The organism is Actinokineospora pegani, from assembly GCF_009745975.1.
In the GTDB taxonomy this organism is placed as follows: domain Bacteria; phylum Actinomycetota; class Actinomycetes; order Mycobacteriales; family Pseudonocardiaceae; genus Actinokineospora; species Actinokineospora pegani.
This window is the reverse complement of record NZ_WHOL01000119.1, coordinates 1-22,617: the sequence shown is the minus strand read 5'-3', so window position 1 is coordinate 22,617 and position 22,617 is coordinate 1. Positions and strand designations below refer to the sequence as shown.

22 protein-coding genes are annotated in these 22,617 nt (G+C 73.4%); 17 read left to right on the top strand and 5 right to left on the bottom strand.

Annotated elements, in window-relative coordinates; genetic code table 11:
- The first annotated feature begins 20 nt into the window (after positions 1–20).
- The 3 genes from GCL84_RS25750 to GCL84_RS25740 all read left to right on the top strand — a co-directional run bounded on the left by GCL84_RS25750 (position 21) and on the right by GCL84_RS25740 (position 2,085).
- The gene (locus GCL84_RS25750; protein WP_156758146.1) at positions 21–1,124 is read left to right on the top strand and encodes a sensor histidine kinase; all 1,104 of its coding nucleotides are present in this window, start codon (positions 21–23) and stop codon (positions 1,122–1,124) included.
- An 89-nt stretch (positions 1,125–1,213) separates the two neighbouring features.
- On the top strand, positions 1,214–1,681 hold the full coding sequence (locus tag GCL84_RS25745; protein WP_156758145.1) for a hypothetical protein: 468 nt from the start codon (positions 1,214–1,216) through the stop codon (positions 1,679–1,681).
- Positions 1,678–2,085: an SRPBCC family protein gene (locus GCL84_RS25740; RefSeq protein ID WP_156758144.1), complete on the top strand. Its 408-nt coding sequence runs from the start codon at positions 1,678–1,680 to the stop codon at positions 2,083–2,085. The genes GCL84_RS25745 and GCL84_RS25740 overlap by 4 nt, the downstream gene beginning before the upstream one ends.
- A gap of 3 nt (positions 2,086–2,088) precedes the next feature.
- On the opposite strand, the gene GCL84_RS25735 is transcribed toward GCL84_RS25740, so the two are convergent.
- The 4 genes from GCL84_RS25735 to GCL84_RS25720 all read right to left on the bottom strand — a co-directional run bounded on the left by GCL84_RS25735 (position 2,089) and on the right by GCL84_RS25720 (position 6,712).
- Positions 2,089–2,595, bottom strand: a complete 507-nt coding sequence (locus tag GCL84_RS25735; protein ID WP_156758143.1) for an FBP domain-containing protein — start codon at positions 2,593–2,595, stop codon at positions 2,089–2,091.
- 140 nt (positions 2,596–2,735) lie between these two features.
- Positions 2,736–4,571: a DNA helicase RecQ gene (gene recQ, locus GCL84_RS25730; protein WP_156758159.1), complete on the bottom strand. Its 1,836-nt coding sequence runs from the start codon at positions 4,569–4,571 to the stop codon at positions 2,736–2,738.
- A 256-nt stretch (positions 4,572–4,827) separates the two neighbouring features.
- Positions 4,828–5,679, bottom strand: a complete 852-nt coding sequence (locus GCL84_RS25725; RefSeq protein WP_235926719.1) for a glycoside hydrolase family 16 protein — start codon at positions 5,677–5,679, stop codon at positions 4,828–4,830.
- 25 nt (positions 5,680–5,704) lie between these two features.
- The gene (locus tag GCL84_RS25720; protein WP_156758142.1) at positions 5,705–6,712 is read right to left on the bottom strand and encodes a DNA polymerase domain-containing protein; all 1,008 of its coding nucleotides are present in this window, start codon (positions 6,710–6,712) and stop codon (positions 5,705–5,707) included.
- 372 nt (positions 6,713–7,084) lie between these two features.
- On the opposite strand from GCL84_RS25720, the gene GCL84_RS25715 reads away from it, so the two are divergent.
- The 6 genes from GCL84_RS25715 to GCL84_RS25690 all read left to right on the top strand — a co-directional run bounded on the left by GCL84_RS25715 (position 7,085) and on the right by GCL84_RS25690 (position 12,560).
- Positions 7,085–7,993: an alpha/beta hydrolase family protein gene (locus GCL84_RS25715; protein WP_156758141.1), complete on the top strand. Its 909-nt coding sequence runs from the start codon at positions 7,085–7,087 to the stop codon at positions 7,991–7,993.
- 101 nt (positions 7,994–8,094) lie between these two features.
- Entirely contained in the window at positions 8,095–9,258 is a 1,164-nt protein-coding gene (locus tag GCL84_RS25710; RefSeq protein WP_156758140.1) for a PucR family transcriptional regulator, read from the top strand.
- 13 nt (positions 9,259–9,271) lie between these two features.
- A complete protein-coding gene (locus GCL84_RS25705) occupies positions 9,272–9,652 on the top strand; it encodes a YchJ family protein (RefSeq protein WP_156758139.1) in 381 nt (126 codons plus the stop codon).
- Between the two features lie 169 nt (positions 9,653–9,821).
- Positions 9,822–11,201, top strand: a complete 1,380-nt coding sequence (locus tag GCL84_RS25700; protein ID WP_328618791.1) for an MFS transporter — start codon at positions 9,822–9,824, stop codon at positions 11,199–11,201.
- Positions 11,198–11,410 (top strand): 50S ribosomal protein L31, encoded by a 213-nt coding sequence (gene rpmE / locus GCL84_RS25695; RefSeq protein ID WP_156758137.1) that lies wholly within the window; start codon positions 11,198–11,200, stop codon positions 11,408–11,410. The genes GCL84_RS25700 and rpmE overlap by 4 nt, the downstream gene beginning before the upstream one ends.
- Before the next feature lie 238 nt (positions 11,411–11,648).
- The gene (locus GCL84_RS25690) at positions 11,649–12,560 is read left to right on the top strand and encodes an NADP-dependent oxidoreductase (RefSeq protein ID WP_156758136.1); all 912 of its coding nucleotides are present in this window, start codon (positions 11,649–11,651) and stop codon (positions 12,558–12,560) included.
- On the opposite strand, the gene GCL84_RS25685 is transcribed toward GCL84_RS25690, so the two are convergent.
- The gene (locus GCL84_RS25685) at positions 12,524–13,726 is read right to left on the bottom strand and encodes an MFS transporter (protein ID WP_156758135.1); all 1,203 of its coding nucleotides are present in this window, start codon (positions 13,724–13,726) and stop codon (positions 12,524–12,526) included. The genes GCL84_RS25690 and GCL84_RS25685 overlap by 37 nt on opposite strands.
- A gap of 292 nt (positions 13,727–14,018) precedes the next feature.
- On the opposite strand from GCL84_RS25685, the gene GCL84_RS29515 reads away from it, so the two are divergent.
- From GCL84_RS29515 to GCL84_RS25650, 8 genes are read left to right on the top strand one after another with little or no spacing between them, the layout of a single operon-like run.
- Complete coding sequence (locus tag GCL84_RS29515; RefSeq protein ID WP_197523506.1) at positions 14,019–15,035, top strand: isopenicillin N synthase family dioxygenase; 1,017 nt, start codon at positions 14,019–14,021, stop codon at positions 15,033–15,035.
- The gene (locus GCL84_RS29510; protein ID WP_197523505.1) at positions 15,032–16,318 is read left to right on the top strand and encodes an O-acetylhomoserine aminocarboxypropyltransferase/cysteine synthase family protein; all 1,287 of its coding nucleotides are present in this window, start codon (positions 15,032–15,034) and stop codon (positions 16,316–16,318) included. Before GCL84_RS29515 ends, GCL84_RS29510 begins: the two co-directional genes overlap by 4 nt.
- A 4-nt stretch (positions 16,319–16,322) precedes the next feature.
- A complete protein-coding gene (locus GCL84_RS25675; protein WP_156758134.1) occupies positions 16,323–17,855 on the top strand; it encodes an ABC transporter substrate-binding protein in 1,533 nt (510 codons plus the stop codon).
- Positions 17,852–18,817: an ABC transporter permease gene (locus GCL84_RS25670; RefSeq protein ID WP_156758133.1), complete on the top strand. Its 966-nt coding sequence runs from the start codon at positions 17,852–17,854 to the stop codon at positions 18,815–18,817. The genes GCL84_RS25675 and GCL84_RS25670 overlap by 4 nt, the downstream gene beginning before the upstream one ends.
- A complete protein-coding gene (locus GCL84_RS25665; protein ID WP_156758132.1) occupies positions 18,814–19,644 on the top strand; it encodes an ABC transporter permease in 831 nt (276 codons plus the stop codon). The genes GCL84_RS25670 and GCL84_RS25665 overlap by 4 nt, the downstream gene beginning before the upstream one ends.
- Positions 19,641–20,426 (top strand): ATP-binding cassette domain-containing protein, encoded by a 786-nt coding sequence (locus GCL84_RS25660; protein ID WP_156758131.1) that lies wholly within the window; start codon positions 19,641–19,643, stop codon positions 20,424–20,426. The genes GCL84_RS25665 and GCL84_RS25660 overlap by 4 nt, the downstream gene beginning before the upstream one ends.
- The gene (locus GCL84_RS25655; RefSeq protein WP_156758130.1) at positions 20,426–21,199 is read left to right on the top strand and encodes an ABC transporter ATP-binding protein; all 774 of its coding nucleotides are present in this window, start codon (positions 20,426–20,428) and stop codon (positions 21,197–21,199) included. Before GCL84_RS25660 ends, GCL84_RS25655 begins: the two co-directional genes overlap by 1 nt.
- A gap of 2 nt (positions 21,200–21,201) precedes the next feature.
- A complete protein-coding gene (locus GCL84_RS25650; protein WP_156758129.1) occupies positions 21,202–22,191 on the top strand; it encodes a P1 family peptidase in 990 nt (329 codons plus the stop codon).
- Positions 22,192–22,617 lie beyond the last annotated feature (426 nt).

Here is a 22,617-nt window from a genome sequence, read left to right as displayed (position 1 = left end):
GCGGAGAGGGGTGTGGCCGGTTGAACGACCCCTCGTACCCGGCGCGGGAGCACTCCGAGCACGACACGCCCGGTCCCGGCTCGCGCAGCGACCCGGACCGGCCCGTGCGACCGGTCCCCGACCGCGACACCGGGCCCGGCGCGCCGCCCGCCTGGGCCGCGCCGCCCGCCGACGTCCCCGCGGCCGACCGGCCCCGGCACGCCGCACTGCTCTACCGGGACACCGAGGAGTACGTCGAGGCGCTGCTGCCGCACCTGGTGGCGGGCGTGCGCGGCGGGGAGCCCGTGGTCGTTGTCGTCCCGGCCGCCCGGCTCGGGCTGCTGCGCGAGCGCTGCGCCGCCGAGGGCGTCGAGTCCGGGGTGCGCTGGCTCGACGCCGCCGAGGCGGCGGGCAACCCCGGCAGGCTCGTCCCCGGGGTGCTGCACCCGCTCATCGGGGGACCGGGGACGGTGGTCGCCGAGCTGGTCTGGCCCGGTCGCCCCGCCCCGGCGTACGCCGCGTGCGTGCGGCACGAGGCGCTGGCCAACCGGCTGCTGGCGGGCAGGCCCCTGCGGCTGCTGTGCCCCTACGACGCCGAGCGGCTCAACCCGGTCAGCCTCGCCGACGCGCTGACCACGCACGCCGACGTGCTCGACCGCGGCGACTGGCGGCCCAGCCCCGGCTACGCCCCGCGCACCGCGCTCGAGGCCTACAACCGCCCGTTCGCCGAGCCCGCGGGGGCCAGCACGCTCAGCGTCAGCCCGGGCGGGCCCGGCCTGGCCCCGGCCCGGGCCCTGGCCGCGGGCCTGGCCGAGGACCTGGGCTTGGACCCGGAACGCGTCGGCGACGTGGCCCTGGTGGTCACCGAACTGCTCACCAACGGCGTGCAGCACGGCGGCGGCGTCGCCACCCTGCGGGTGTGGTCCGACGCCGAGGGGGTCACCTGCGAGGTCAGCGACACCGGGGTGCTCTCGGACCCGCTCGCCGGGCTGCGCCCCGCCCCCGCCGACCAGCCCAACGGCCGCGGCCTGCTGCTCGTGCACACCCTGGCCGACCTGGTGTCCTTCCACATCGGTCCGGCGGGCACGACCATCCGCGTGCTGTTCTCGACGGAATCCGGTCCGGCCGCCGCACCGGATGCTTGACGCCCGGTCGGATCGGGTACATCCCGTTGCATAGAGGGTGGCCGCGCCCGCGTTGGCGACCACTGGACGCGATCGGGAGGACCGAGGAGATGACTGAGCACCCACGCGGTGTCGCCCGCAAGCTCGTTGCCGTCACCAGGGGCGGGAACATGAACCCGGGTGGCAGCGAGAGCGCGCTGGACGTGCTCTCCGGCCCCGACCACCACGACCGCCTCGCCGCGGTGTTGCGCGAGCTGGTGACCGCCACCGCGGACATGATGCTGTGCCGCGCCGAGACGCCGTTGGCGGACAAGGCCTTCGTGCTCGACCTGCGCGACGAGGAGGGGGAGCCGGTCGTCGTGGACGACCTCGACCCGCCGGTGCGCGCGCTGGTCCGCGCGCTGCTCGCCGAGCTGAACGGCCGCCCGGAGGACGCCGAGTTCCAATTGGAGCTGGCCCTGCGGGACGATCCACGCTTCGACCCGGTCGACGTCCTGGTGCTGTGCCTGCTGTGGACGGTCGGCTCCATCGAGTGGTGCGAGCAGCACGACGCGCCAACCCCGGGGTGGTTGGCATGACCGCCCTGGAGAGTGGCCCCCAGTGCCACTACACGCACTCGGCCACCGCGGCGGTGCCCGCCGCCGAGGCCTTCGCCTACGTGACCGACGTCGACCACCTGCCCGAGTGCATCCCCGGCCTGGTCTCCGCAGAACCGGTCGACGGCGCCGAGGTCGAGGTCGAGGCCGAGGTGGACGGCGAGCGGTTCGCGGCCAAGGCGTGGATCCTGGTCGACGTCCCCAACCGCTCCCTGCGCTGGGGAGCCGACGGCCCGAACGACTGCCACGGGACGTTGACCGTCAACGACGCGGGCGCGCAGGAGTGCGAGATCGCGGTGTCGCTGACCACCACGCGGCTGGATTCCGCTGTGCAGCAAGGCATCGAGACCACGGTGGCCAAGCTGACCGAGGCCGTGGAGGACTGATTGTCAGGCGGGGGCTCGCGCGAACAGACCGTCGAGGAACTTGTCCAGGTTGATGCGCACCCGCAAGATCTTGTCGTCCGTGCTGAGTGTCTCGGTGGGCTGGACGATCTCCGGGCGGCGCTTGCCGCGCAGGTACAGCGAGCAGGCCAGGTCTGAGCAGATGTAGGTGCCACGGGTGTTGCCCTGGCGACCCGCGGCTCCCGCCTTGCGCGCGGTGAAGAGGGTCACGCCGGTCGAGCTGTGCGCTGTCAGGCAGAGGGCGCAGGTGCTGGTTCGGATCATGCTCTTGGTGCCCTTGGGGGGCACGCGGAGGGTGATGCCGACCATGCGGTCGTTCCAGCTCGCGACGAGGTAGGCGTGTTCGGGGGAGCCCTGGTCGATCCAGCCGAGGTAGTCGAGGTCTGGCCAGGGGATGGCTTCCAGGGGTTTGGGGACGGGCAGGCGTCTGGCCTCGCCCTTGGTGCAGTTGATGAAGCTGGCGCGGATGTCGGGTTCGGTGAGCGGGTGCATGGTCCTTGGGGGTGAGCTGTCGGTGTGGGCGACGGTAGCTCACGGGGGCTGTGGGATCGAGCGGCTTTTCAGGCCGGGATGTTGCTGGGGCGGCTCGTGGGGGTGGGCGCGCTGCTCAAGGGCAGGTGTGGCCGGGGGCTTTACCCCTCGGCGAGGGTGGCGAGGATCCCCTCGCCGTACTTGGCCAGTTTGTTCTCGCCCACGCCGCTGATGGTGCCCAGGCCTGCGAGGTCTGTCGGGTGTTGGGCGGCGATGGTGCGCAGGGTGGCGTCGTGGAAGACGACGTAGGCGGGGACGCCTTGTTCCTTGGCTGTGGCGGCGCGCCAGGCCCGTAGTTTCTCGAAGAGGGGGGCGGCTTCGGGGGAGAGGGCGGTCTCGGGGGTGGTGGAGACGCGCTTGGTGCGTGTTGGCGTGGTGCGTTCGGGCTCTCGGCGGAGCATGACCTGGCGGTTCTGGCGCAGGACCTCGTCGCTGGTCTCGGTGAGGTGCAGGACCCCGTAGTCGCCGATGACCGCCAGGAGGCCCTGGGCCAGGAGCTGGCGGACCACGCCGCGCCACTCCTGGTCCTTGAGCTCGGTGCCCTTGCCGAAGGTGGCCAGCTCGTGGTGGCGGTGCTGGGTGACCTTGTCGGTCTGCTTGCCCAGGAGGATGTCGATGACCTGTCCGGCGCCGAAGTGCTGGCCGCGTTCGCGGTCGAGGCGCCACACGGCGGAGAGCAGCTTCTGGGCGGGGACGGTGCCGTCCCAGGTCTGGGGCGGGGTCAGGCAGGTGTCGCAGTTGTCGCACTTGTCGCCGGACTGGCTGAAGTAGTTGAGGAGCTGGACCCGGCGGCACTCGACGGTCTCGCACAGCGCCAGCATCGCGTCCAGGTGGGCGCTCAACCGGCGGCGGTGGGCGAGGTCGCCCTCGGACTGCTCGATCATCTTGCGCTGCTGCACCACGTCGGCCAGGCCGTAGGCCAGCCACGCCGTCGACGGCAGGCCGTCGCGGCCCGCGCGGCCGGTCTCCTGGTAGTAGCCCTCGACGGACTTGGGCAGGTCCAGGTGCGCCACGAACCGCACGTCCGGCTTGTCGATGCCCATGCCGAAGGCGATGGTGGCCACCACGACCAGCCCGTCCTCGCGCAGGAACCGCGACTGGTTGCGCGCGCGGGTGCCCGCGTCGAGGCCCGCGTGGTAGGGCACCGCGGGGACGCCGTTCTGCGACAGGAACTCCGCGGTCTTCTCCACCGAGGCGCGCGAGAGGCAGTAGACGATGCCCGCGTGGCCGTCGTGCTCGGTGCGGATCAGGTCGAGCAGCTGCTTGGCGGGGCTGGCCTTGGGCACGATCCGGTACTGGATGTTGGGCCGGTCGAAGCTGGCCACGAAGTGCTTGGCCGAGCCCAGGTCCAGCCGCTCGGCGATCTCGGCGTGCGTGGCCTTGGTGGCCGTCGCGGTCAGCGCGATGCGCGGGATGTCCGGCCAGCGCTCGTGCAGTTGCGACAGCGCCAGGTAGTCGGGTCGGAAGTCGTGCCCCCACTGCGACACGCAGTGCGCCTCGTCGATGGCGAACAGCGCGACCGTCCCCCGGCCGAGCAGGTCGATCGTGGAGTCCATGCGCAGCCGCTCGGGCGCGAGGTAGAGCAGGTCCAACTCACCGGCGAGGAAGTCGCGCTCGACCTGCCTGCGCTGCCCGAAGTCCTGTGTGGAGTTGAGGAACCCGGCGCGCACGCCCAGGTTGCGCAGCGCGTCGACCTGGTCCTGCATCAGCGCGATCAGCGGCGAGATGACCACCCCGGTGCCCTCGCGGACCAGCGACGGGATCTGGTAGCACAGCGACTTGCCGCCGCCGGTGGGCATGAGCACCAGCGCGTCGCCGCCGCCGACCACGGTGTCGATGATCTCGGCCTGCTCGCCGCGGAAGGCGTCGTAGCCGAACACCCGCGACAGCACCTGCGCGGGCGTCTCCGGCTCGCGGGGGCGCGCCGGGACCGCCACGGCCGTGGGCGCCGCGGTGTCGGGGACGGGCTCGTCCGGGTAGTCCGGCTCCTCGAACTCCTCCGGCTCCGATGGGAGCGGGAAGTCTGAGGAGTCGGAGAAGTCGGAGAAGTCGGAGAAGTCGTTGTGCAGGTCGGAGGGGGAGGACACGGCCGCGATACTACGGCGAATGGCCGACAGCCCGTCCAGCGCCGCGCCCCGGCCTGTGGACAACCGACGTCGTCGCAGGTCGGGGGCGCGGTGCGGGCTGGGACGGTCAGACGGTGACGCGCACGTAGTCGACGACCAGGGTGTTGGGGAACCGGGTCGACCCGTCCGGGTCGCCGGGCCAGTGGCCGCCGACCGCGAGGTTGAGGATCATGTAGAAGTCGTGGTCGAAGACCCACCGGTCGCCGCCGACGTCGGCCGGGGTCTTGGTGGAGTAGACGACGCCGTCCACCGACCACTGGACGCGCTCCGGCGCCCAGTCCACCGCGAAGGTGTGGAAGTCGTCGGCGAACCGGCCGTCGATGTCGTACCCGGCGCCGATGCCGTCGGCCCCGGAGTAGCCGGGGCCGTGGATGGTGCCGTGCACGGTGGCGGGCTCGAAGCCGACGTTCTCCACGACGTCGATCTCGCCGGACACCGGCCAGCCGACCTGGTCGATGTCGGCGCCCAGCATCCAGAACGCGGGCCACATGCCCTGGCCGTGCGACATCTTGATCCTGGCCTCGAACCGGCCGTAGGTCTGGGTGTGGGTCCGCGCGGTGCTCAGCCTCGCCGAGGTGTACTCGCACGGCCCGTACCAGCACCGGTACCCGCCGGGGTTCTCCTTCTTGGCGGTGATGACCAGGTTGCCGTTCCCGTCGAGCGCGGCGTTGTCGGTCCCGTCGGTGTACCACTGCCGCTCGTGGTTGTTGACGTTGTCGCCGGTCTCGAACCGCCACTTCGACCCGTCGACCGGCCCGCCCGCCGGACCGTCGAAGTCGTCCTCGAACGTCACGACCACCGGCTCGGCCGCCGCCGGTGGGGCGCCGGTGGCGGAGAGGGGGACGAGCACGGCGGCCACGGCCGCCGCCACCCAGGAGAGCGCGCCACGCCCGCGGGAGTGGGACGACTTCGCTGTCACCGTGTCACCTCGTTCGGGATGCCGCTCATGTCCCCGAGTCGCCGCCCTCGGTCTCGGCGGCCTTCGCCGCTGCCCGCTTGCGGCGTTTCCCCTCGTGCATCGCCTGCACCCGGGCGACCGGGATGGTGTGACCCTCGGCGATGAGGTCCTCGGGCAGCGCGACCGCCTCGGGCATCGACTCCGCCCACCGGTCGCGCCCGTCCAGCAGCGCCGCGGCGTTCTTGACCGTGAAGTCCGCGGGCCGCACCGAGTCCAGGTCGTCCCACGGCACCGGGAACGACACCGGCGCCCCGGGGCGCACGCGCGGGCTGTAGGCGGCCACGACCGTGGCGCCGTGGGCGCGGGTCGAGTCGAGGAAGACCTTGCCGCCGCGCTCGTCGCGGATGAACGCGGTGGTCGCCAGGTCGGGGTCGAGCCGCTCGGCCCGCGCGGCCACCGCGCGCATCGCGGCGGCCATGTCGTCGGCGGCCTCGGCTTCGACGACGGGCACGAAGATGTGCAGCCCCTTTGCCCCGCTGGTCTTCACCGCGCCCGCCAGTCCGCAGTCGGCCAGCGCCTGGCGCACCAGTCGGGCCGCGCGCACGGCGAGGGCGAAGTCGCCGCCCTCGGGCGGGTCGATGTCGAGGACCAGGTGCGTGGGCCGCAGCGGCCTGCTCGCGGTGGCCACCGTCGGGTGGTACTCGACGGCGCGCTGGTTGCCGAACCACAGCAGGGGCTTGCGGTCGTCGCACAGCGCGTAGGAGATCTCGCGCCGGGACGACTCCGCCCACACCGCGACCGTCTTGACGTAGTCCGGGGTGTACTTGGGGACGTTCTTCTGCATGAACGCCTCCTCCCCGCCCCCGCGGCCCCGGTTGGGCAGCACGCGCACGACTGACAGCGGCCGGTCGGCGAGGACGGGCAGCAGCAGGCCCGACAACGCGTCGAGGTGGTCGAGCAGGTCGCGCTTGGTCGCCCCCGCGCCGTCGAAGAGGTTCTGGTCCAGGTTGGTCAGGGCCACGCCGTCGCGTGTCTCGCCCTTGGCCCCGCTCATGGGGCCACCCTGTCACAGGCGGGCGCTGTGACAACTCGAGGTCGCGGGCGCCCGGCCCGGGGGAGGTCTTCCCTTTCCCGGGAAAACCCGTTCGGAGGCAGCGGCAAGACTCGGGTACGCAAAATTATCTGAACATGACAACGGTAGACCGGTACACCGCCGGTGTTCCCCATTCGCTACCTGTGACCAGCGGTAACATCAAACTTGAAGTCGCGCCCAGGGGTTTCGCTCACCTCCATGAGTGTTTCAGAACGCGGAATCTGACAGTTGGCACGCTCTTTCCGACACGATGTTTTCCGCGCTGTGAAATTCCTTTAACCTTCGGCCTCAACACCCTGTGGCTGAACCCGTGAACAACGTCGAGGAGTTCGAGTGCGACGGAGCAACACCAGAATCGGCAAGAAGGTCGGCATCGTCGCGGCGGCGGTGGCGGTCGCGGGCACGGCCCTCCTCGGCCCCCAGGCCTTCGCGGGCCAAGACCCCGTTACCGCGGCCGTGCAGGTCGGCACGCTCGCCAAGGGGCCCGCCCCCACCGAGCAGTCCGTGCGCGCCGAGCGGGGCCCCTTCGCGGTCAAGAAGCAGATCGTCGCGCCCCAGTCCGGGCGGGCGTTCAACAAGGGCACCATCTACTACCCCGACGACACCTCGCAGGGCGACTTCGGCGCCGTCGCGGTCATCCCCGGGTTCCTCGAGCCGGAGTTCACCACCTCCTGGTACGGGCCCACCCTGGCCTCGCACGGCTTCGTGGTCATCACCCTCGAGCCCATCGCCATCACCGACTTCCCCGACCCGCGCAGCAGCCAGCTCCTCGCCGCGGTGCGGTGGCTGGCCACCCAGTCCCCGGTCGCCGACCGCGTCGACCCCGACCGCCTCGCGGTGATGGGGCACTCGATGGGCGGCGGCGGCACGCTGATCGCCGCGTCGAAGAACCCCGACCTCAAGGCCGCCATCCCGCTGGCACCGTGGAACCTCAACCCCGACTTCAGCGACGTCACCGTGCCGACGCTGATCGTGGGCGCCGACAACGACTTCATCGCCCCCGTGGCGATGCACGCCGACCCGATGGCCGCCTCCCTGGCGGGCAAGCCGAACCAGGGCTACATCAAGCTCAAGGGCGCCAACCACTTCACCACCAACGGCTACACCCCCACCGTCACCAAGTTCACCGTCTCGTGGCTCAAGCGCTACGTCGACGAGGACAGCCGCTACACCCAGTTCCTCTGCCCGAACCCGCAGCCGGACAACACCTTCGTCAGCTTCGCGCTGACCTGCCCGGTCTGACCCGGCACGCCAGGGGGCGGACCGGACGACGTCCGGTCCGCCCCCCGCTTTTGACGGACCGCTTTTCCTCGACCCCTGATCCCTGGAGGTGCGAGTTCCCGATGGCCGCCCCGAGAGGCACGCTGACCGTCCCGGCCGACGACCACGCCCGGCTGGCCTCCGCCGCCCGACACCGGCTCACCCACCTCGTCCGCGCGGCCGTGGGCGCCATCGCCGAGGTCTCCGGCCCGCTGCCGCAGTGGCGGCTGGCCACCGTGGTGCGCACCGTGGAGGTGGTCGTCGTCGCCGCGATCGACTCGGCCACCAGGACCGGCCCGGGCCCCGGCTCCGACGCCTGGCGCGGGGTCCTGCGGGACCTGGGCGCCGCCGAGCGGCGCGCGGGCCGCGGCCTCGAGCACGTCGAGGCCGCCACCCGGGCCGCCACCCGCGCGGTCTGGCACGGCCTGGTGGACCTCGGCCAGCGCGCCGAGGTCCACCCCGGCACCCTCGTCGCCGCGGTCGACGCCCTGTTCGGCTTCTCCGAGGCCGCCTGCGCCGCCGCCCGCGAGGGCCACGAGTCCGCCGCCGTCCCCGCCGAGCCCGCCCGCGCCCGGCTGCTGGACCTGCTCACCGGCCCCGGCCGGGCCCCCGACGCCGCCGAACTGGCCACCCTCGCCGCGGCGGCGGGCTGGCCGGTGCCCGAACGCGTCACCGCCCTCGTCGCCGAGCGCCCGGTGCGCCCCGTCCCCCTGGACACCCGGGTGCTCGCCAGCGGCGACGACCGGGTGTTCCTGCTGCCCGCGGGCATGGAGCCGCCCGCCGCCCTAGTCGAGCGGCCCGACACCCCCGGCCGCGGCGTCCGCTTCGCCCTCGGCCTGCCCGTCCCGGTCACCGAGGCGGGCCGCTCGGTCGACTACGCCAGGCGCCTGCTCGACCTGGTCGCCCGCGGCGCCCTGCCCCCCGCCCCCGTCACCCGCGGCGCCGACCACCTGACCGCCCTGCTCACCGCCGCTGACGACGGCCTCCTGCGCTGGATCCGCTCGGTCAACCTCGGCCCCCTCGCGGAGCTGTCGGAGGCCCGCCGGGCCAAGCTCCTCACCACCCTGGCCCTCTGGCTCCGCTTCGACGGCGACGTCCGCGAGGTCGCCAAGCGGGTCCAGTTGCACCCCCAGTCGGTCCGCTACCGCCTGCACCAGGTCCGAGACCTCCTCGGCGAGTCGGCCCTCGAGGGCGAGCGGCGCTTCCTGCTCCACCTGGCCCTGCGCACCCGCACCATCCGCCGCTGACACACTCTTCGGCGTGACCCCCGCGCACTGCCCCTGCGGCACCGGCCTCCCCCTGTCCGACTGCTGCGGCCGAGTGCTGGCCGCCTCCGCGCCTGCCGCCACCGCCGAAGCGCTCATGCGTTCGCGCTTCACGGCGTTCGCGGTGGGGGACCGGGCGCACCTGCTTCGCAGTTGGCACCCGGACACCCGGCCCCAGCGGTTGCGGTTGGACGGCTCGACGCGGTGGGAGCGTCTTGAGGTCGTCGGCAAGACCGGTGGGGGGATGTTGCACGCGGAGGGCACTGTGGAGTTCCGCGCGCATTATCGGGAGGGTGGGGAGGTTGGGGTGATGCACGAGCGCAGTCGGTTCGTGCGGCACGAGGGGGCTTGGGTGTACTGGGGCGCGCTGTCCTGATGTGCGGATGCGGAAAAGCTTTTGTTGGAGTGAACCGGTGTTGCTAGCTTCTCGGCGTGCTTGAGCGCCGTCCCGCCGCCAAATACGCGGTCTAGCTCCGCGGACACAGCCCACCCGCGATAGCGGGTGGGCGGATACCTCCTGTCCGCGGAACCTTTGCGAGGGACTCGTGCCTGGTGCTCGTCCGGCGGTCGTGGCCGCCGTTGTTCTGACTTCTGTTCTTCTCTTCCCCCTGACGATCACCGGCGCATCGGTGGCGTTGCCGGACGTCGGGGCTGATCTGGGGGCCTCTGGCTCCGGGGTGCGGTGGGTGGTCACCGCTTACAACGCGGCCTTCGCCGCGTTCTTGGTCTTCACCGGGTCATTGGCCGATGTGGTGGGTCGCAGGCTCGTCTACGCGGGCGGGCTCGCGGTGTTCGCCGTGGCCGGTCTGGTGAGTGCGTTGGCCACCGATGTGGTTGTGCTCGACCTGGTCCGGTTCGTCGCGGGGGTGGGGGCCGCGGCGGCGGTGACCGGGGGGCAGGCGATTCTCGCGGCCGCGTTCGAGGGGGCCGGGCGGGCTCGGGTGTTCGGGCTCGTGGGGGTCGTGCTGGGCGCCGGGCAGGCGTTCGGGACGGCGGTCGGCGGGGTGCTGGTCGACGTGTGGGGGTGGCGCGCGGTGTTCGTCGTGCCCGCCGCGGTCGCGCTGGTGGCGCTGGGGTTGGTGCCGCTGCTGCCCGCGTCGGTGGGGGAGCGGGGGCGGCGGGTCGACTGGCTGGGCGCCGGGTTGTCCATCGCCGCTCTGGTCATGGTGATCGCCGCCTTGACCGAGGAGGCGCTGGGGTGGCTGGCGCCCGCGGGGGTGGTGGCGGTGGTGTTCGTGCTGGTCGAGCGGCGGCGGGCGGAGCCGTTGTTCGACCTCGGGCTGCTGCGGGACCGGCGGTTCGCGGCGTTGGCGCTGGCGGCGGGGGTGTTCATGGTCGTGCTGGTGCCGCTGGTGGTCTACCTGCCGTCGTACCTGATCGAGGTCGTCGGGCTCGGTGGTGGCGAGGCGGGGGTCTGGCTGCTCGCGCTCACCGGGCCGGTTGTGGTGTTGCCGCTGGTCAGCGCCGTGTTGGTGCGGCGGGGAGTGGGGCGGGTCGTGGTCGGGGCGCTGGCGTTGACCGGGGTGGGCGCGTTGGTGCTGACCGCCGCGCGGCCCTCGGTGGGGTGGTGGCTGGTGGCCGCCTCGCTGCTGGTCGGGATCGGGGTGGGGCTGACGATGGGGCTGCTCGACGGCCAGGCGCTCGGCCTGGTCGCGCCCGAGCAGGTGGGGGCGGCGTCGGGGCTGTTCAACACCGCGCGGCTGGCCATGGAGACCATCGCCCTCGCCGGGGTCGGGGCGCTGCTGGCGGGTGGTCCCAGCCTGGTCGGGACGGCTGGCCTGCGGCTGTCCGGGCTGGTCCTGGGGGTGGTGGCGCTGGTCGCCTGCGTGCTCGTCGCATGCGCCTGGCACAATGGGTCGCACACCGGTTTCGGTTCACCCCGCGCAGGGGACCCGACGACCACTGGACGAGGAGAGACACCATGAAGAGCGGCATCCACCCGGAGTACGCCCCGATCGAGGTCACCTGTAGCTGTGGTGTCAAGTTCACCACCCGCAGCACCAACACCTCGGGCTCGCTGTACGTCGACATGTGCTCGAACTGCCACCCGTTCTACACCGGCAAGCAGCGCATCATGGACACCGGCGGCCGGGTCGCCCGCTTCGAGAAGCGGTACGGCAAGCGCGCGAAGTGACTTTCCCCGAACGGCGCCCGACCACCCGGTCGGGCGCCGTTCGGCGTTTCCGGGCCCTGAACGCCCACGGAGCAGCGGGCGTCGAGGAAAGCGCGGCCCGGCGCACTCGCCGGTGGGGACGCGGTCGCTGTTCGGCGCGTTGCCGGTCTCGGAGTCCGAAGCGGATCGAGCCGTGCGCTCGGCCGTTCGTGCTTTCCTGGTGTTGCAAAGGGGATGAGCAACAGGGGGTGGGGACCTCGTGACGAGGGCTGTCGCGCTGTCGGCGTACGGGGGGCCGGAGGTGCTGGGCGTGATCGACGTCGAGTCTCCGGTGCCCGGGGCGGGGCAGGTCGTTGTCGATGTCCGCGCGGCGGGGGTGAACCCAGTCGACTGCAAGATCCGGGCGGGCTGGTTCGCCGCGGACGGCGATGTGTTCCCGCAGCGGCTGGGCAACGAGTTCGCGGGCGTCGTCACGGCGGTGGCGCCCGATGTGGACGGGGTGCTGGTCGGGCAGGAGGTGCTCGGCTTCACCGCGCCGCAGGCCTACGCCGAGCGGATCGCGGTCCCCGCCGGCGCCGTCGTGGCCAAGCCCGCCGCGCTCGGGTGGGCGGCCGCCGGGTCGCTGTCGGCGGCCGGGCAGACCGCCGCCACCGGGGTGCGCGACCTGGGGGTCGGACCGGGCGAGACGTTGTTGGTCCACGGCGCCGCAGGGGGTGACGGCGGCCTGGCGGTCCAACTCGGCAGGCTTGCGGGCGCCACGGTCATCGGCACCGCGAGCAGGGGCAACCACGACCACTTGGCCGACCTGGGGGCCGTCCCCGTCGAGTACGGCCCGGGGCTGCTCGACCGGGTGCGCGCGCTGGCCCCGGCGGGCGTGGACGCCGTGCTCGACCTGGTGGGCGGCGATGCCGTGCTCGTCTCGCTGGACCTGGTCGCCGACCGCGCCCGCATCGGCACGACCGTGGACGACGCCGCCGTGGCCGAGCATGGCATCCGGCGGGTGCGCGGTGCGCGGTCGGCGGCGCTGCTGGCTCGGCTGGCCGGACTGGCGGCCGCTGGGCAGGTGCGCCACGTGGTGTCGAAGACCTTCCCGCTCACCGAGGCCACCGCCGCCCACCGCGAGGTGGAGACCGGTCACACGCGCGGCAAAGCGGTGCTGCTGGTCGACTGACCCCTGGGGAAGGTCCGCCGCGACACCAGCACCACCAACCCGCTCAGCGCGGCGACGACCGCCGCCAGCGGGGCCACCAGGTCGAGGCGCCCCCCGCCGACGAGTTGTTCGCCGACCCAGGCCCCGGACCCGATCCCGACCTGGAACGCCACCACGTACACCGCCGACGCGGCGTCCTGCGCGTGCGGCGCGACCCGCAGCACCGACGCCTGCAACGACACCGGCACCCCGGCGAACCCCACGCCCCACAGCAGCACGGCGGCCGTCGTCGCGACCGGGCCGTCGACCAGCGCCAGCACGGCCAACGCGGCGGCCACCGCGAAGGTCGACCCGGCCAGCACCACGCCGGGGCGGCGGTCCACCACGTGCCCGACCGCGACCGTGCCCAGCAGGCCGACCACCCCGTAGCCGAGCAGCAGCGCGCTCAGCGCGAACCCGTCGAGCCCACCGGACTCGCGCACCAGCGGCGCGATGTAGGTGTACGCGGCGAACTGCCCCACCACGACCATCACGGTGATCGCGCAGACCACACCCATCCCGGGCGAGCGCACGACGGCCGCCGCCGCCCGCGGCCGCGCCCCCGTGCCCGACCCCGTCGACCCGGACAGGACGGGCAGCAGGACCAGCAGCGCCACCGCGCTCACCGCCCCGGCCGCGGCCAGCGTCCCGACCGCCGTGCGCCACCCCGCCGCCTGCCCCAGCGCGGTGCCCAGCGGCACGCCCAGCACCAGCGCCGCCGAACTGCCCACGAACACCAACGACGTGGCTCTCCCCGCCTGGCCAGGCGGTGCCAACCGCGCCGCGACCGGGGCCAGCGTCGACCAGAACACCCCGTGCGCCAACGAGGTCACCAGCCGGGTGGCCACCAGCACCTCGAAGGTGGGAGCCACCGCCGCAGCCGCCTGGGAGACCGCGAAGACCAGCGCCAGCACGACCATCAGCCGGTGTCGCCGCACCCGCATCGTCAGCGCGGTCGCCTGGATGGTGGTGATCGCGGCGAGCGCGGCGTAGGAGGTCAGCAGGAAGCCGACGCGCGCCTCGGACACGCCCACGCCCTGGGCGATCTCCGGCAGCAGCCCGACTGGCAGGGTCTCGGCGGTGACGAAGATGAAGGAGGAGGTGGCCAACGCGGCGATCGGGGCGCGTTGAACGCGGGTGGGGGGCACCCGGGCGAATGTAATGGGGGTCCGATCGTGGGCGAGCTGCGCGGGCACTGCCGCGCTGGTCCCGCCGACCCCGGTCTGACCAGGGCAAACGCCGTGGGCACCGGCACCGGTGCGGCCACCGGACCCAGCCAGTGACCGGCAGGCCGGGGCGACCTCGAGAGAGCCGAGGATCACCCCGGTTGACGGGGCCACGCCCAGTCGGGCTGGGTCTTCCGTGGTTGGCGCCGCTGTCGTGGGTCCGGCATGTGGGAGGCGGTGAGACGGCCGCCAGCCGGGGTCCTAGGGTCTGGGTATGAGCGGTTCGCAGCAGGTGGCGGCTCTGCCGTTGATCGACGTCTCCCGGTTCCGGGGTCCGGACCGGGCCGCGTTCCTGGACGAGTTGCGGCACGCGGCGCACGAGGTCGGCTTCTTCTACGTCGTCGGCCACGGTGTCGACCCAGGTCTGACCGAGGGCGTCTTCGCCGCGGCCAAGGAGTTCTTCGCCCTGCCCGAGGAGCGCAGGCTGGCGATCGAGAACGTCAACTCGCCGCAGTTCCGCGGGTACACCCGCACAGGCCACGAGTACACCGCGGGCGCGCGGGACTGGCGCGAGCAGATCGACATCGGCCCCGAGCGCGCGGTCGTCGAGCGCCCCGAGCACGACTGGCAGCGGCTCATCGGCCCGAACCAGTGGCCGGCGGAGCTGCCCGGCCTGCGCGCGGTCGTGCTGGCCTGGCAGGCCGAGGCGCTGCGGGTCAGCCGCGAGGTGCTGCGCGCGCTGGCCGCCGCGCTGGGCGCCGCCGAGGACCACTTCGACCGGTGGTTCGACGAGGAGGCCTCCACCCACGTCAAGATCGTCCGCTACCCGGGCAGGCCCACCGCCGAGGCCGAGCAGGGCGTCGGCGCGCACAAGGACTACGGCTACCTGGCGCTGTTGCAGCAGGACGAGGTCGGCGGGCTGCAGGTGCAGCGCGCGGACGGCTCGTGGCTCGACGTCGCGCCGGTGCCGGGCAGCTTCGTGTTCAACATCGGCGAGATGCTGGAGGTCGCCACCAGCGGCTACCTCACCGCCACCAGGCACCGGGTGCTCAGCCCGCCCGCCGGGGTGGAGCGGTTCTCCGTGCCGTTCTTCCTCGGGCCGCGCCTCGACGCGGTGGTGGAGCCGATCGAGCTGCCCGCCGAGCTGGCCGCCCGCGCCCGCGGGGTCAGCGACGACGCGGACAACCCGCTGCACGCCGCCTTCGGCGCCAACGCCGTCGTGGGCTGGCTGCGGTCGCACCCCGAGGTCGCCGCGCGCTGGTGGTCGGACGTGCTGGGGGAGCGCCGGTGAGCGGGCAGCACCGGTTCGAGACCAGGCAGGTGCACGCGGGCGCCCAGCCGGACCCGGCGACCGGCGCCCGCGCCACCCCGGTCTACGCGACCACCTCGTTCGCCTTCCGCGACACCGAGCACGCCGTGGCCGCCTTCGAGCTGCGCGACCGGCAGACCCACGCCTACTCGCGACTGTCCAACCCGACCACCGCCGTGGTCGAGGCCAGGGTCGCCGACCTCGAGGGCGGGGCCGGGGCGGTCGCGGTCGCCAGCGGCCAGTCCGCCACCACCCTGGCGCTGCTGAACCTGGCCAGGGTGGGCGAGCACGTCGTCGCGGGCGCCTCGCTCTACGGCGGCACCCGCACGCTGCTCGAGCACACCTTCGCCGACCTGGGCATCGAGGTCTCCTTCGTCACCGACCAGGACGACCCCGGGGCGTGGCGGGCGGCGCTGCGGCCGAACACCCGCGCGGTCTACGCCGAGACGATCGGCAACCCGGGCGGCAACGTCCTCGACATCGCCGCGGTGGCCGAGGTCGCCCACGCGCACGGGGTGCCGTTCATCGTCGACAACACGATCCCGACGCCGTACCTGTGCAGGCCGCTGGAGCACGGCGCCGACATCGTGGTGCACTCGACCACCAAGTTCCTCGCGGGCCACGGCGCGGTGATCGGCGGCGTGGTCGTCGACGGCGGCCGGTTCGACTTCACCGCCGACCCCGCCCGCTGGCCCCGGCTGACCGCGCCGGACCCGACCTACCACGGCCTGGCGTTCAGCGAGTTCGGCGAGGTGGCCTACGCGATGCGGCTGCGCACCAGGCTGGTCCGCGACCTCGGCCCGGCGGTGTCGCCGTTCAACTCCTTCCTGCTGCTCAACGGGATCGAGACGCTGTCGCTGCGGCTGGAGCGCCACAGCGCCAACGCCGCCGCGGTCGCGCGCTGGCTCGCCGCGCGCCCGGAGGTCTCCCGCGTGCACTACGCCGGGCTGCCCGACAACCCGTGGCACGCCGCCGCGCGGCGCTACCTGCCGCTCGGCGTCGGCGGGGTGCTCTCGTTCGAGCTGGCGGACCGGGCGGCGGGGCAGCGGCTGGTGGAGCGGCTTGCCCTGTTCAGCCACCTCGCCAACATCGGCGACCTGCGCAGCCTGGTCATCCACCCGGCCTCCACCACCCACGCCCAGCTCGACGAGGCGCAGCAGCGCGCCGCGGGCGTCACGCCCGGGCTGGTCCGGCTCTCGGTCGGCCTCGAAGGCGTCGCCGACCTCATCGCCGACCTGGACCAGGCACTCTCCCCGAGGAGCTAGCACGATGCGTCCCCTGCTCTGGCTGACCGCCGCACTGCTCGCGGCCACCACCGCCACCGCCTGCGGCACCGGTGGCGGCGGCGGTGAGACCGGCCCCGGCGCCTCCCAGGCCGCCACGCCGCCGGACGACCAGCTCGACCTGGACGCCGTCGTCACCGTCCGGATGATCCTGGAGCCGGTCAGCCTCAACCCGTTCCCCACCTCCGGGGTCGCGGTCGACCAACTGCTCCTCGACAACGTCTACGAGGGGCTCGTCAGCGTCGACGACGGCGAGGTCGTGCCCCGGCTCGCCAGCTCGTGGGAGGTCTCGCCGGACGGGCTGGGCTACACGTTCGAGCTGGTCGACGGCGCGACGTTCCACGACGGCTCACCGGTGACCTCCGCCGACGTCGTCTGGTCGTTGCGGCAGCAGATCGCACCGGGCTCGACGGCGCTGCGCGCGGCCGAGTTCGCCTCCGTCGCCGGGGTGTCCGCGCCGGACGCGGCGACGGTGCAGGTCGACCTCAAGCAGCGCGACACGTTCCTGCTGTGGAACCTGACCCAGCGCGGCGGCATCGTCTACAAGCAGGGCACCGACTTCGCCGCGCTCGACGCGAAGGACAACGGGTCCGGCCCCTACACCATCAGCGCCTGGAACCGCGGCGCGGACATCACCCTGACCCGCTTCGACGGGTACTGGGGGGCCACGCCCAAGAACTCCAAGGTGGTCCTGCGCTACATCCCCGAGGCCAACGCCGCCAACAACGCCCAGACCACCGGGCAGACCGACGTGCAGACCGCCGCCGACGCGACGCTGCTGCAACCGTTCGAGGGCAACCCCGGCTTCACCGTCTACAAGGGAACGACGACGGACAAGTTCACCCTGGCCCTCAACAACAAGCGCGCCCCGTTCGACAACCCCGACGTCCGCCACGCCTTCCGCAAGGCGATCAACAAGGACGACGTGATCGCCGCCTACGGCGCGGGCATCAAGATCGGCGGGCCGGTCCCGCCGCAGGACCCGTGGCACACCGACCTCACCGCCACCGACTCCCACGACCCGGCCGCGGCCAGGGAGCTGCTGGCCAAGGCGGGCCAGTCGAACCTCGCGGTCACCCTGGACATCCCGAACGTCTACCCGCGCGCGATCGCCGACGTGCTGGTGTCCAACCTCAAGGAGGTCGGGGTCACCCTGACCGTGCGCCAGGTCGAGTTCCCCACCTGGCTGACCCGGGTGTTCACCAACCACGACTACGAGCTCAGCGTCGTCAACCACGCCGAGGCCCGCGACATCGGCAACTACGCCAAGCCGGACTACTACTTCGGCTACGACAACGCGCAGGTCCAGGCCGACTACGCCGCCGCCCGCACCGCCGCCTCCGACGGCGAGCGCGACGCGCTGCTGCGCAAGGTCGCCAAGCAGGCCTCCGACGACGCGGCCACCGACTGGCTGTTCCTCAACGAGACCCGGACCGTGGTCCGCGCGGGCGTCTACGGCGTGCCCACCGCCGAGACCACCAACCGGTTCCCGGTGAGCGGCATCGCGGTCGGCGAGTGAGCTTCTGGCTCGTGCGCAGGGTGGCGCTGTTCGCGGCGGCGCTGCTGACGGCCAGCGTGCTCGTCTTCGCGCTGCTGCGGCTGCTGCCCGGGGACGTCGCCGCCACCATCGCGGGCATCGACGCCACCCCGGCGCGGCTGGCCGCCATCCGCGCCGAGCTGGGGCTGGACCGGCCCCTGGTCCAGCAGTACTGGGCGTGGCTGACCGGGGCGCTGGGCGGCGACCTCGGCACCTCGCAGCTCAACGGCGCGTCGGTCAGCGCCGAACTGGGCCGCAAGCTGACCGTCACCGCCCCGCTCGTGCTGGGCGCGGCGGTGCTGGCGGTGCTGATCGCGGTGCCGTTCGGGGTGTGGGCCGCGGTCGGCAACCGCACGGCGCTGGGCACCGGGATCAGCGCGGTGTCCCAGGTCGGCATCGCCGTCCCGGCGCTGTGGCTGGGCCTGGTGCTCGCGCTGGTGTTCTCCGTGCAGCTCCGGTGGCTGCCCGCCCAGGGCTTCCCGCCGGTCGGCTGGGACGACCCGGTCGGCGCGGTGCGGAGCCTGGTGCTGCCGTGCGTGGCGCTGGGCCTGACCGAGGGCGCGGTGCTGCTGCGGTTCGTGCGCTCGGCCGTGCTCGGTGTGCTGCACTCGGACTTCCTGCGCACCGCCCGCGCCAAGGGGCTCACCCGGGGGCAGGCGCTGCGCGCGCACGGGCTGCGCAACGCCGCGCTGCCGGTGGTGTCCGTGCTGGGCGTGCAGTTGGCGACGCTGATCGTCGGGGCGGTCGTGGTCGAGCGGGTGTTCACGCTGCCGGGGGTGGGCAGCATGCTCGTCGCCGACGTGGGCAACCGCGACCTGGTGAAGGTCCAGGGCGAGGTGTTCCTGGTGGTCGCCGCGGTGCTGCTGATCAGCCTCCTGGTGGATGTCGCGCACCGGCTGATCGACCCCCGGTTGCGGGCCACGAGGTCCGGGGCGGTGCGATGACCGTTCTGCTCTCAGTGCTGCGCAGACCCGCGGGCGCGTTCGGGCTGATCTGGATCGGGCTGCTGGCGGTGGCCGCGATCGTGTCGACGTTCTGGACGCCGTTCGACCCGCTGCGGACCGATCCGGGCAAGGCGTGGCTGCTGCCGTTCACCGACGGGCACGTCCTCGGCACCGACCGGATCGGGCACGACCAGTTCAGCCAGTTGCTCGTCGGCGCGCGCGAGACGATGGTCGTCGCCGTGTGCGCGGCGCTGGTCGCGGCGGTCGTGGGGTTGCTGCTCGGGCTGCTCGCCGCGCTGGGCCCCGGGTGGGTGAGCGGGCCCGCGGTGGGGTTGATCGACGTGCTGATCGCCTTCCCGACGCTGCTGCTGGCGATGGTGCTGGCGGCGGTCTACGGCAGCTCGCTGGGCACCGTCGTCGTCGCGATCGGCACCGGGTTCGGCGTGGCCGTCGCCCGGGTGGCGCGGGCGGAGATCGCCTCGGTGCGGGGCTCGGACTACGTGCTGGCCGCGCGGGTCGGCGGGGCGGGCACGGCGCGGATCATCCGGCGGCACGTGCTGCCCAACATCGCCCCGACGCTGATCGTGCAGCTCTCGCTGGTCATGGCGCTGGCCGTGCTGGTCGAGGCGGCGCTGACCTACCTGGGCTACGGCAGCTCGCCGTCGTCGCCGTCGTGGGGCGGGATGCTGCACGAGCAGCAGGCGCACATCGCCGCCCGCCCGCTGCTGGTGATCTGGCCCGGCCTGGCCGTCGCCCTGACCGTCCTGGCCTTCAACCTGCTCGGCGACGCGCTGCGCGAGGCCACCGACCCGAGGCTGGCGCGATGACCCTGCTGGCAGTGCGCGACCTGACCGTCGGCATCGGCGGCGCGGTCCTCGTCGACGGCGTCTCGTTCACCCTGGACCCGGGCGAGCGGCTGGGCCTGATCGGCGAGTCCGGCTCCGGCAAGTCGCTGACCGCCCTGGCCGTGCTGGGCCTGCTCCCGGCGGGCGCGACCGTCACCGGCTCGATCACCCTCGACGGCCGGGAACTGGTCGGCCTGGGCGACCGACGCCTGTCCGCGCTGCGCGGCCGGAAGCTGGCGATGGTCTTCCAGGAACCGCGCACCGCCCTCAACCCCCTCATGCGCGTCGGCCGCCAGGTCGCCGAGCCCCTGCACCACCACGGTCTGCTCACCCGCCGCGCCGCCCGGACCAGGGCCGTCGACCTCCTCGCCGACGTCGGACTCCCCGATCCAGCCCACACCGCCCGCGCCTACCCCCACCAGCTCTCCGGCGGCCAGCTCCAGCGCGTCGGCATCGCCGCCGCCCTGGCCTGCGGCCCCGCGCTGCTGCTGGCCGACGAGCCGACGACCGCCCTGGACGTGACGGTCCAGGCCGAGATCCTGGCGCTGCTGGACCGGTTGGTCGACGAGCACGGGACGGCGCTGGTGTTCATCACCCACGACATGGCCGTGCTGGCCAGGGTGGCGCGGCGGGTGCTGGTGCTGGGGAAGGGGAAGGTGTTGGAAGAGGGGGAACTGGACAGCGTGCTGCGCGCGCCCGGGCACGAGTACACCCGCACGTTGCTGACCGCCGCCCGCGCCGCGTCCTTCCGCCGGGAGGCCTGATGCTGACCGCTTCCGGGCTGACGCGCTCGTTCCGGCTCCCGCGCCGGTCCGTGTTCGGCCCCGCCGCCGTCCGCCACGCCGTCCGCGACGTCTCGCTGGCGTTGGCGCCGGGGGAGCGGCTCGGGGTGGTGGGCGAGTCCGGCTCCGGCAAGTCGACGTTGCTGCGGCTGTTGCTGGCCCTGGACCGGCCGGACGCGGGCGAGGTCGTCTTCCGCGGCCGACCCGTGCGGCCCGGCGGGGGCCTGGGCTGGTTCCGCCGCGAGGTGCAGATGGTGCCGCAGGACCCCTTCGGTTCCCTCGACCCGCGCATGCGCGTCGGCGACAGCGTCCGCGAGCCGCTGGAGTGCTTGGCGGTGCCGGGCGACCACACCGCCAAGGTGGCGGAGCTGCTGGCCTCGGTCGGCCTCGACGCCGACGCCGCGAGCCGGTACCCGCACCAGTTCTCCGGGGGGCAGCGCCAGCGCATCGCCATCGCCAGGGCGCTGGGGCCCGAGCCCGCCGTGCTGCTGGCCGACGAGCCGTTCTCCGCGCTCGACGTGGTCGTGCGCGCCCAGGTGCTGGCGCTGGTGCAGGACCTTGTCGACCGGCTCGGGCTCGCGCTCGTCCTGGTGTCGCACGACATCGGTGTGGTGCAGCAGCTCTGCGACCGCGTCCTGGTGCTCAAGGACGGCGTGGCGGTCGAAGCGGGCGCGACCGCCGACGTCCTGCGCGCGCCCGAACACCCCTACACCCGGGCGTTGCTCGACGCGGTGCCCCGGCTACCGGAGGTCTGACCATGCGCGCGGGTGAGCACAACGACCTGACCGACGTCCCCGGTGTGCTGGTCGGCCAGAGCACCCGCGTCGGCGGGGGAGCGCTGACCGGGTGCACCGCCGTGCTGCTGCCCGAGGGCTCGACCGTCGTCGTCGACGTGCGCGGCGGCGGCCCCAGCACGCGCGACACCCCCGCCCTCGACCCGCGCCGCGACGGCCCGTCCGTGGCCGCGCTGCTGCTCACCGGTGGCAGCTCCTACGGCCTGTCCACCGCGCACGGCGTCCTGGACTGGGTGACCCGCCACCGCCCCGGCGCCGACCCCGTCGTCCCCACCGCCGCCCTGTTCGACCTCGGCCGCGGCGGCGACTTCACCGCCCACCCCGGCCCGGCCGACGGGTTCGCCGCGGCCGGGGCGGCGGGGTCCGGGCCGGTCGCGGTCGGCAACGCGGGGGCGGGCACGGGCGCGCTGACCGCGCAGATGAAGGGCGGGCTGGGCGCCGCGTCGGTGCTGCTCGACGACGGGACGGTGGTCGGCGCCGTCGTCGGGATGAACTCCCACCACCCGGCGGTCGACCCGGTCACCGGGCTCCCGCTGGGCGTCGCGCACGGCCTGCCCGGCGAGTTCGCCCTCGCGCCGCTTGACGTCGAGGTCGTCGCCGAGGGACAGCGGCGCCTGGCCGACAGCGTCGCCGCCCGCGAGTTCCGCGCGCCGCTCAACACCGTCATCGGCGTCGTCGCCACGTCCGCGCCGATGACCAGGGGGCAGGCCGCCCGGTTCGCCGAGACCGCGCACGACGGGCTCGCGCTGGCCATCCGGCCGTCGCACGGCCTTTCCGACGGCGACACCATCTTCGCCGCGGCCACCGGGTCCGGCGGGGAGGCGGAGTCCGCCATCGCCGCCGTGCCGGCGGTTTTCGCCCGCGCCATCGCCCGCGCCGTGCTCGCCGCCGAGACGGTGTCCACGCCGTGGGGCGACCTCCTGGCCTACCGGGACTTGTACCCGCAACCCTAGATCTGTAGCGGAATCCCGGTTCCCCCTTGACCAACAAGCGCGCGGGATGGCATCATTCCTGCCATGCGCCTCTGAGAACACGAGACCTCATCCCCGATGACGGACCACTAGCGTCCCAGGGGACTCTCGTCGACACCCGCCACCGAGCCGGTGTCCCTCGCATGCACTCCATCCGACCACGCGATCGCGCGCCAGGTCGTCCCAAGCCGCACCCGTCGTGAGCCCACGCTGCGTGGCGCTCGCCGGACGGCGGTTGATGACCAGCCGCGTCAGCGGTCGCGCCATGCACCCCTCATGGAGGCCTGCCTTATGGCTGCCAAGAAGAATCCCGCCGCGTCCCTCGACGACGTGAAGAGCCGCTTTTCCCAGGTGTTGGCGCAGAAGAGTGGTGGTTCGCACCCGACCGCGGGTCACCGTGGCAAGGGT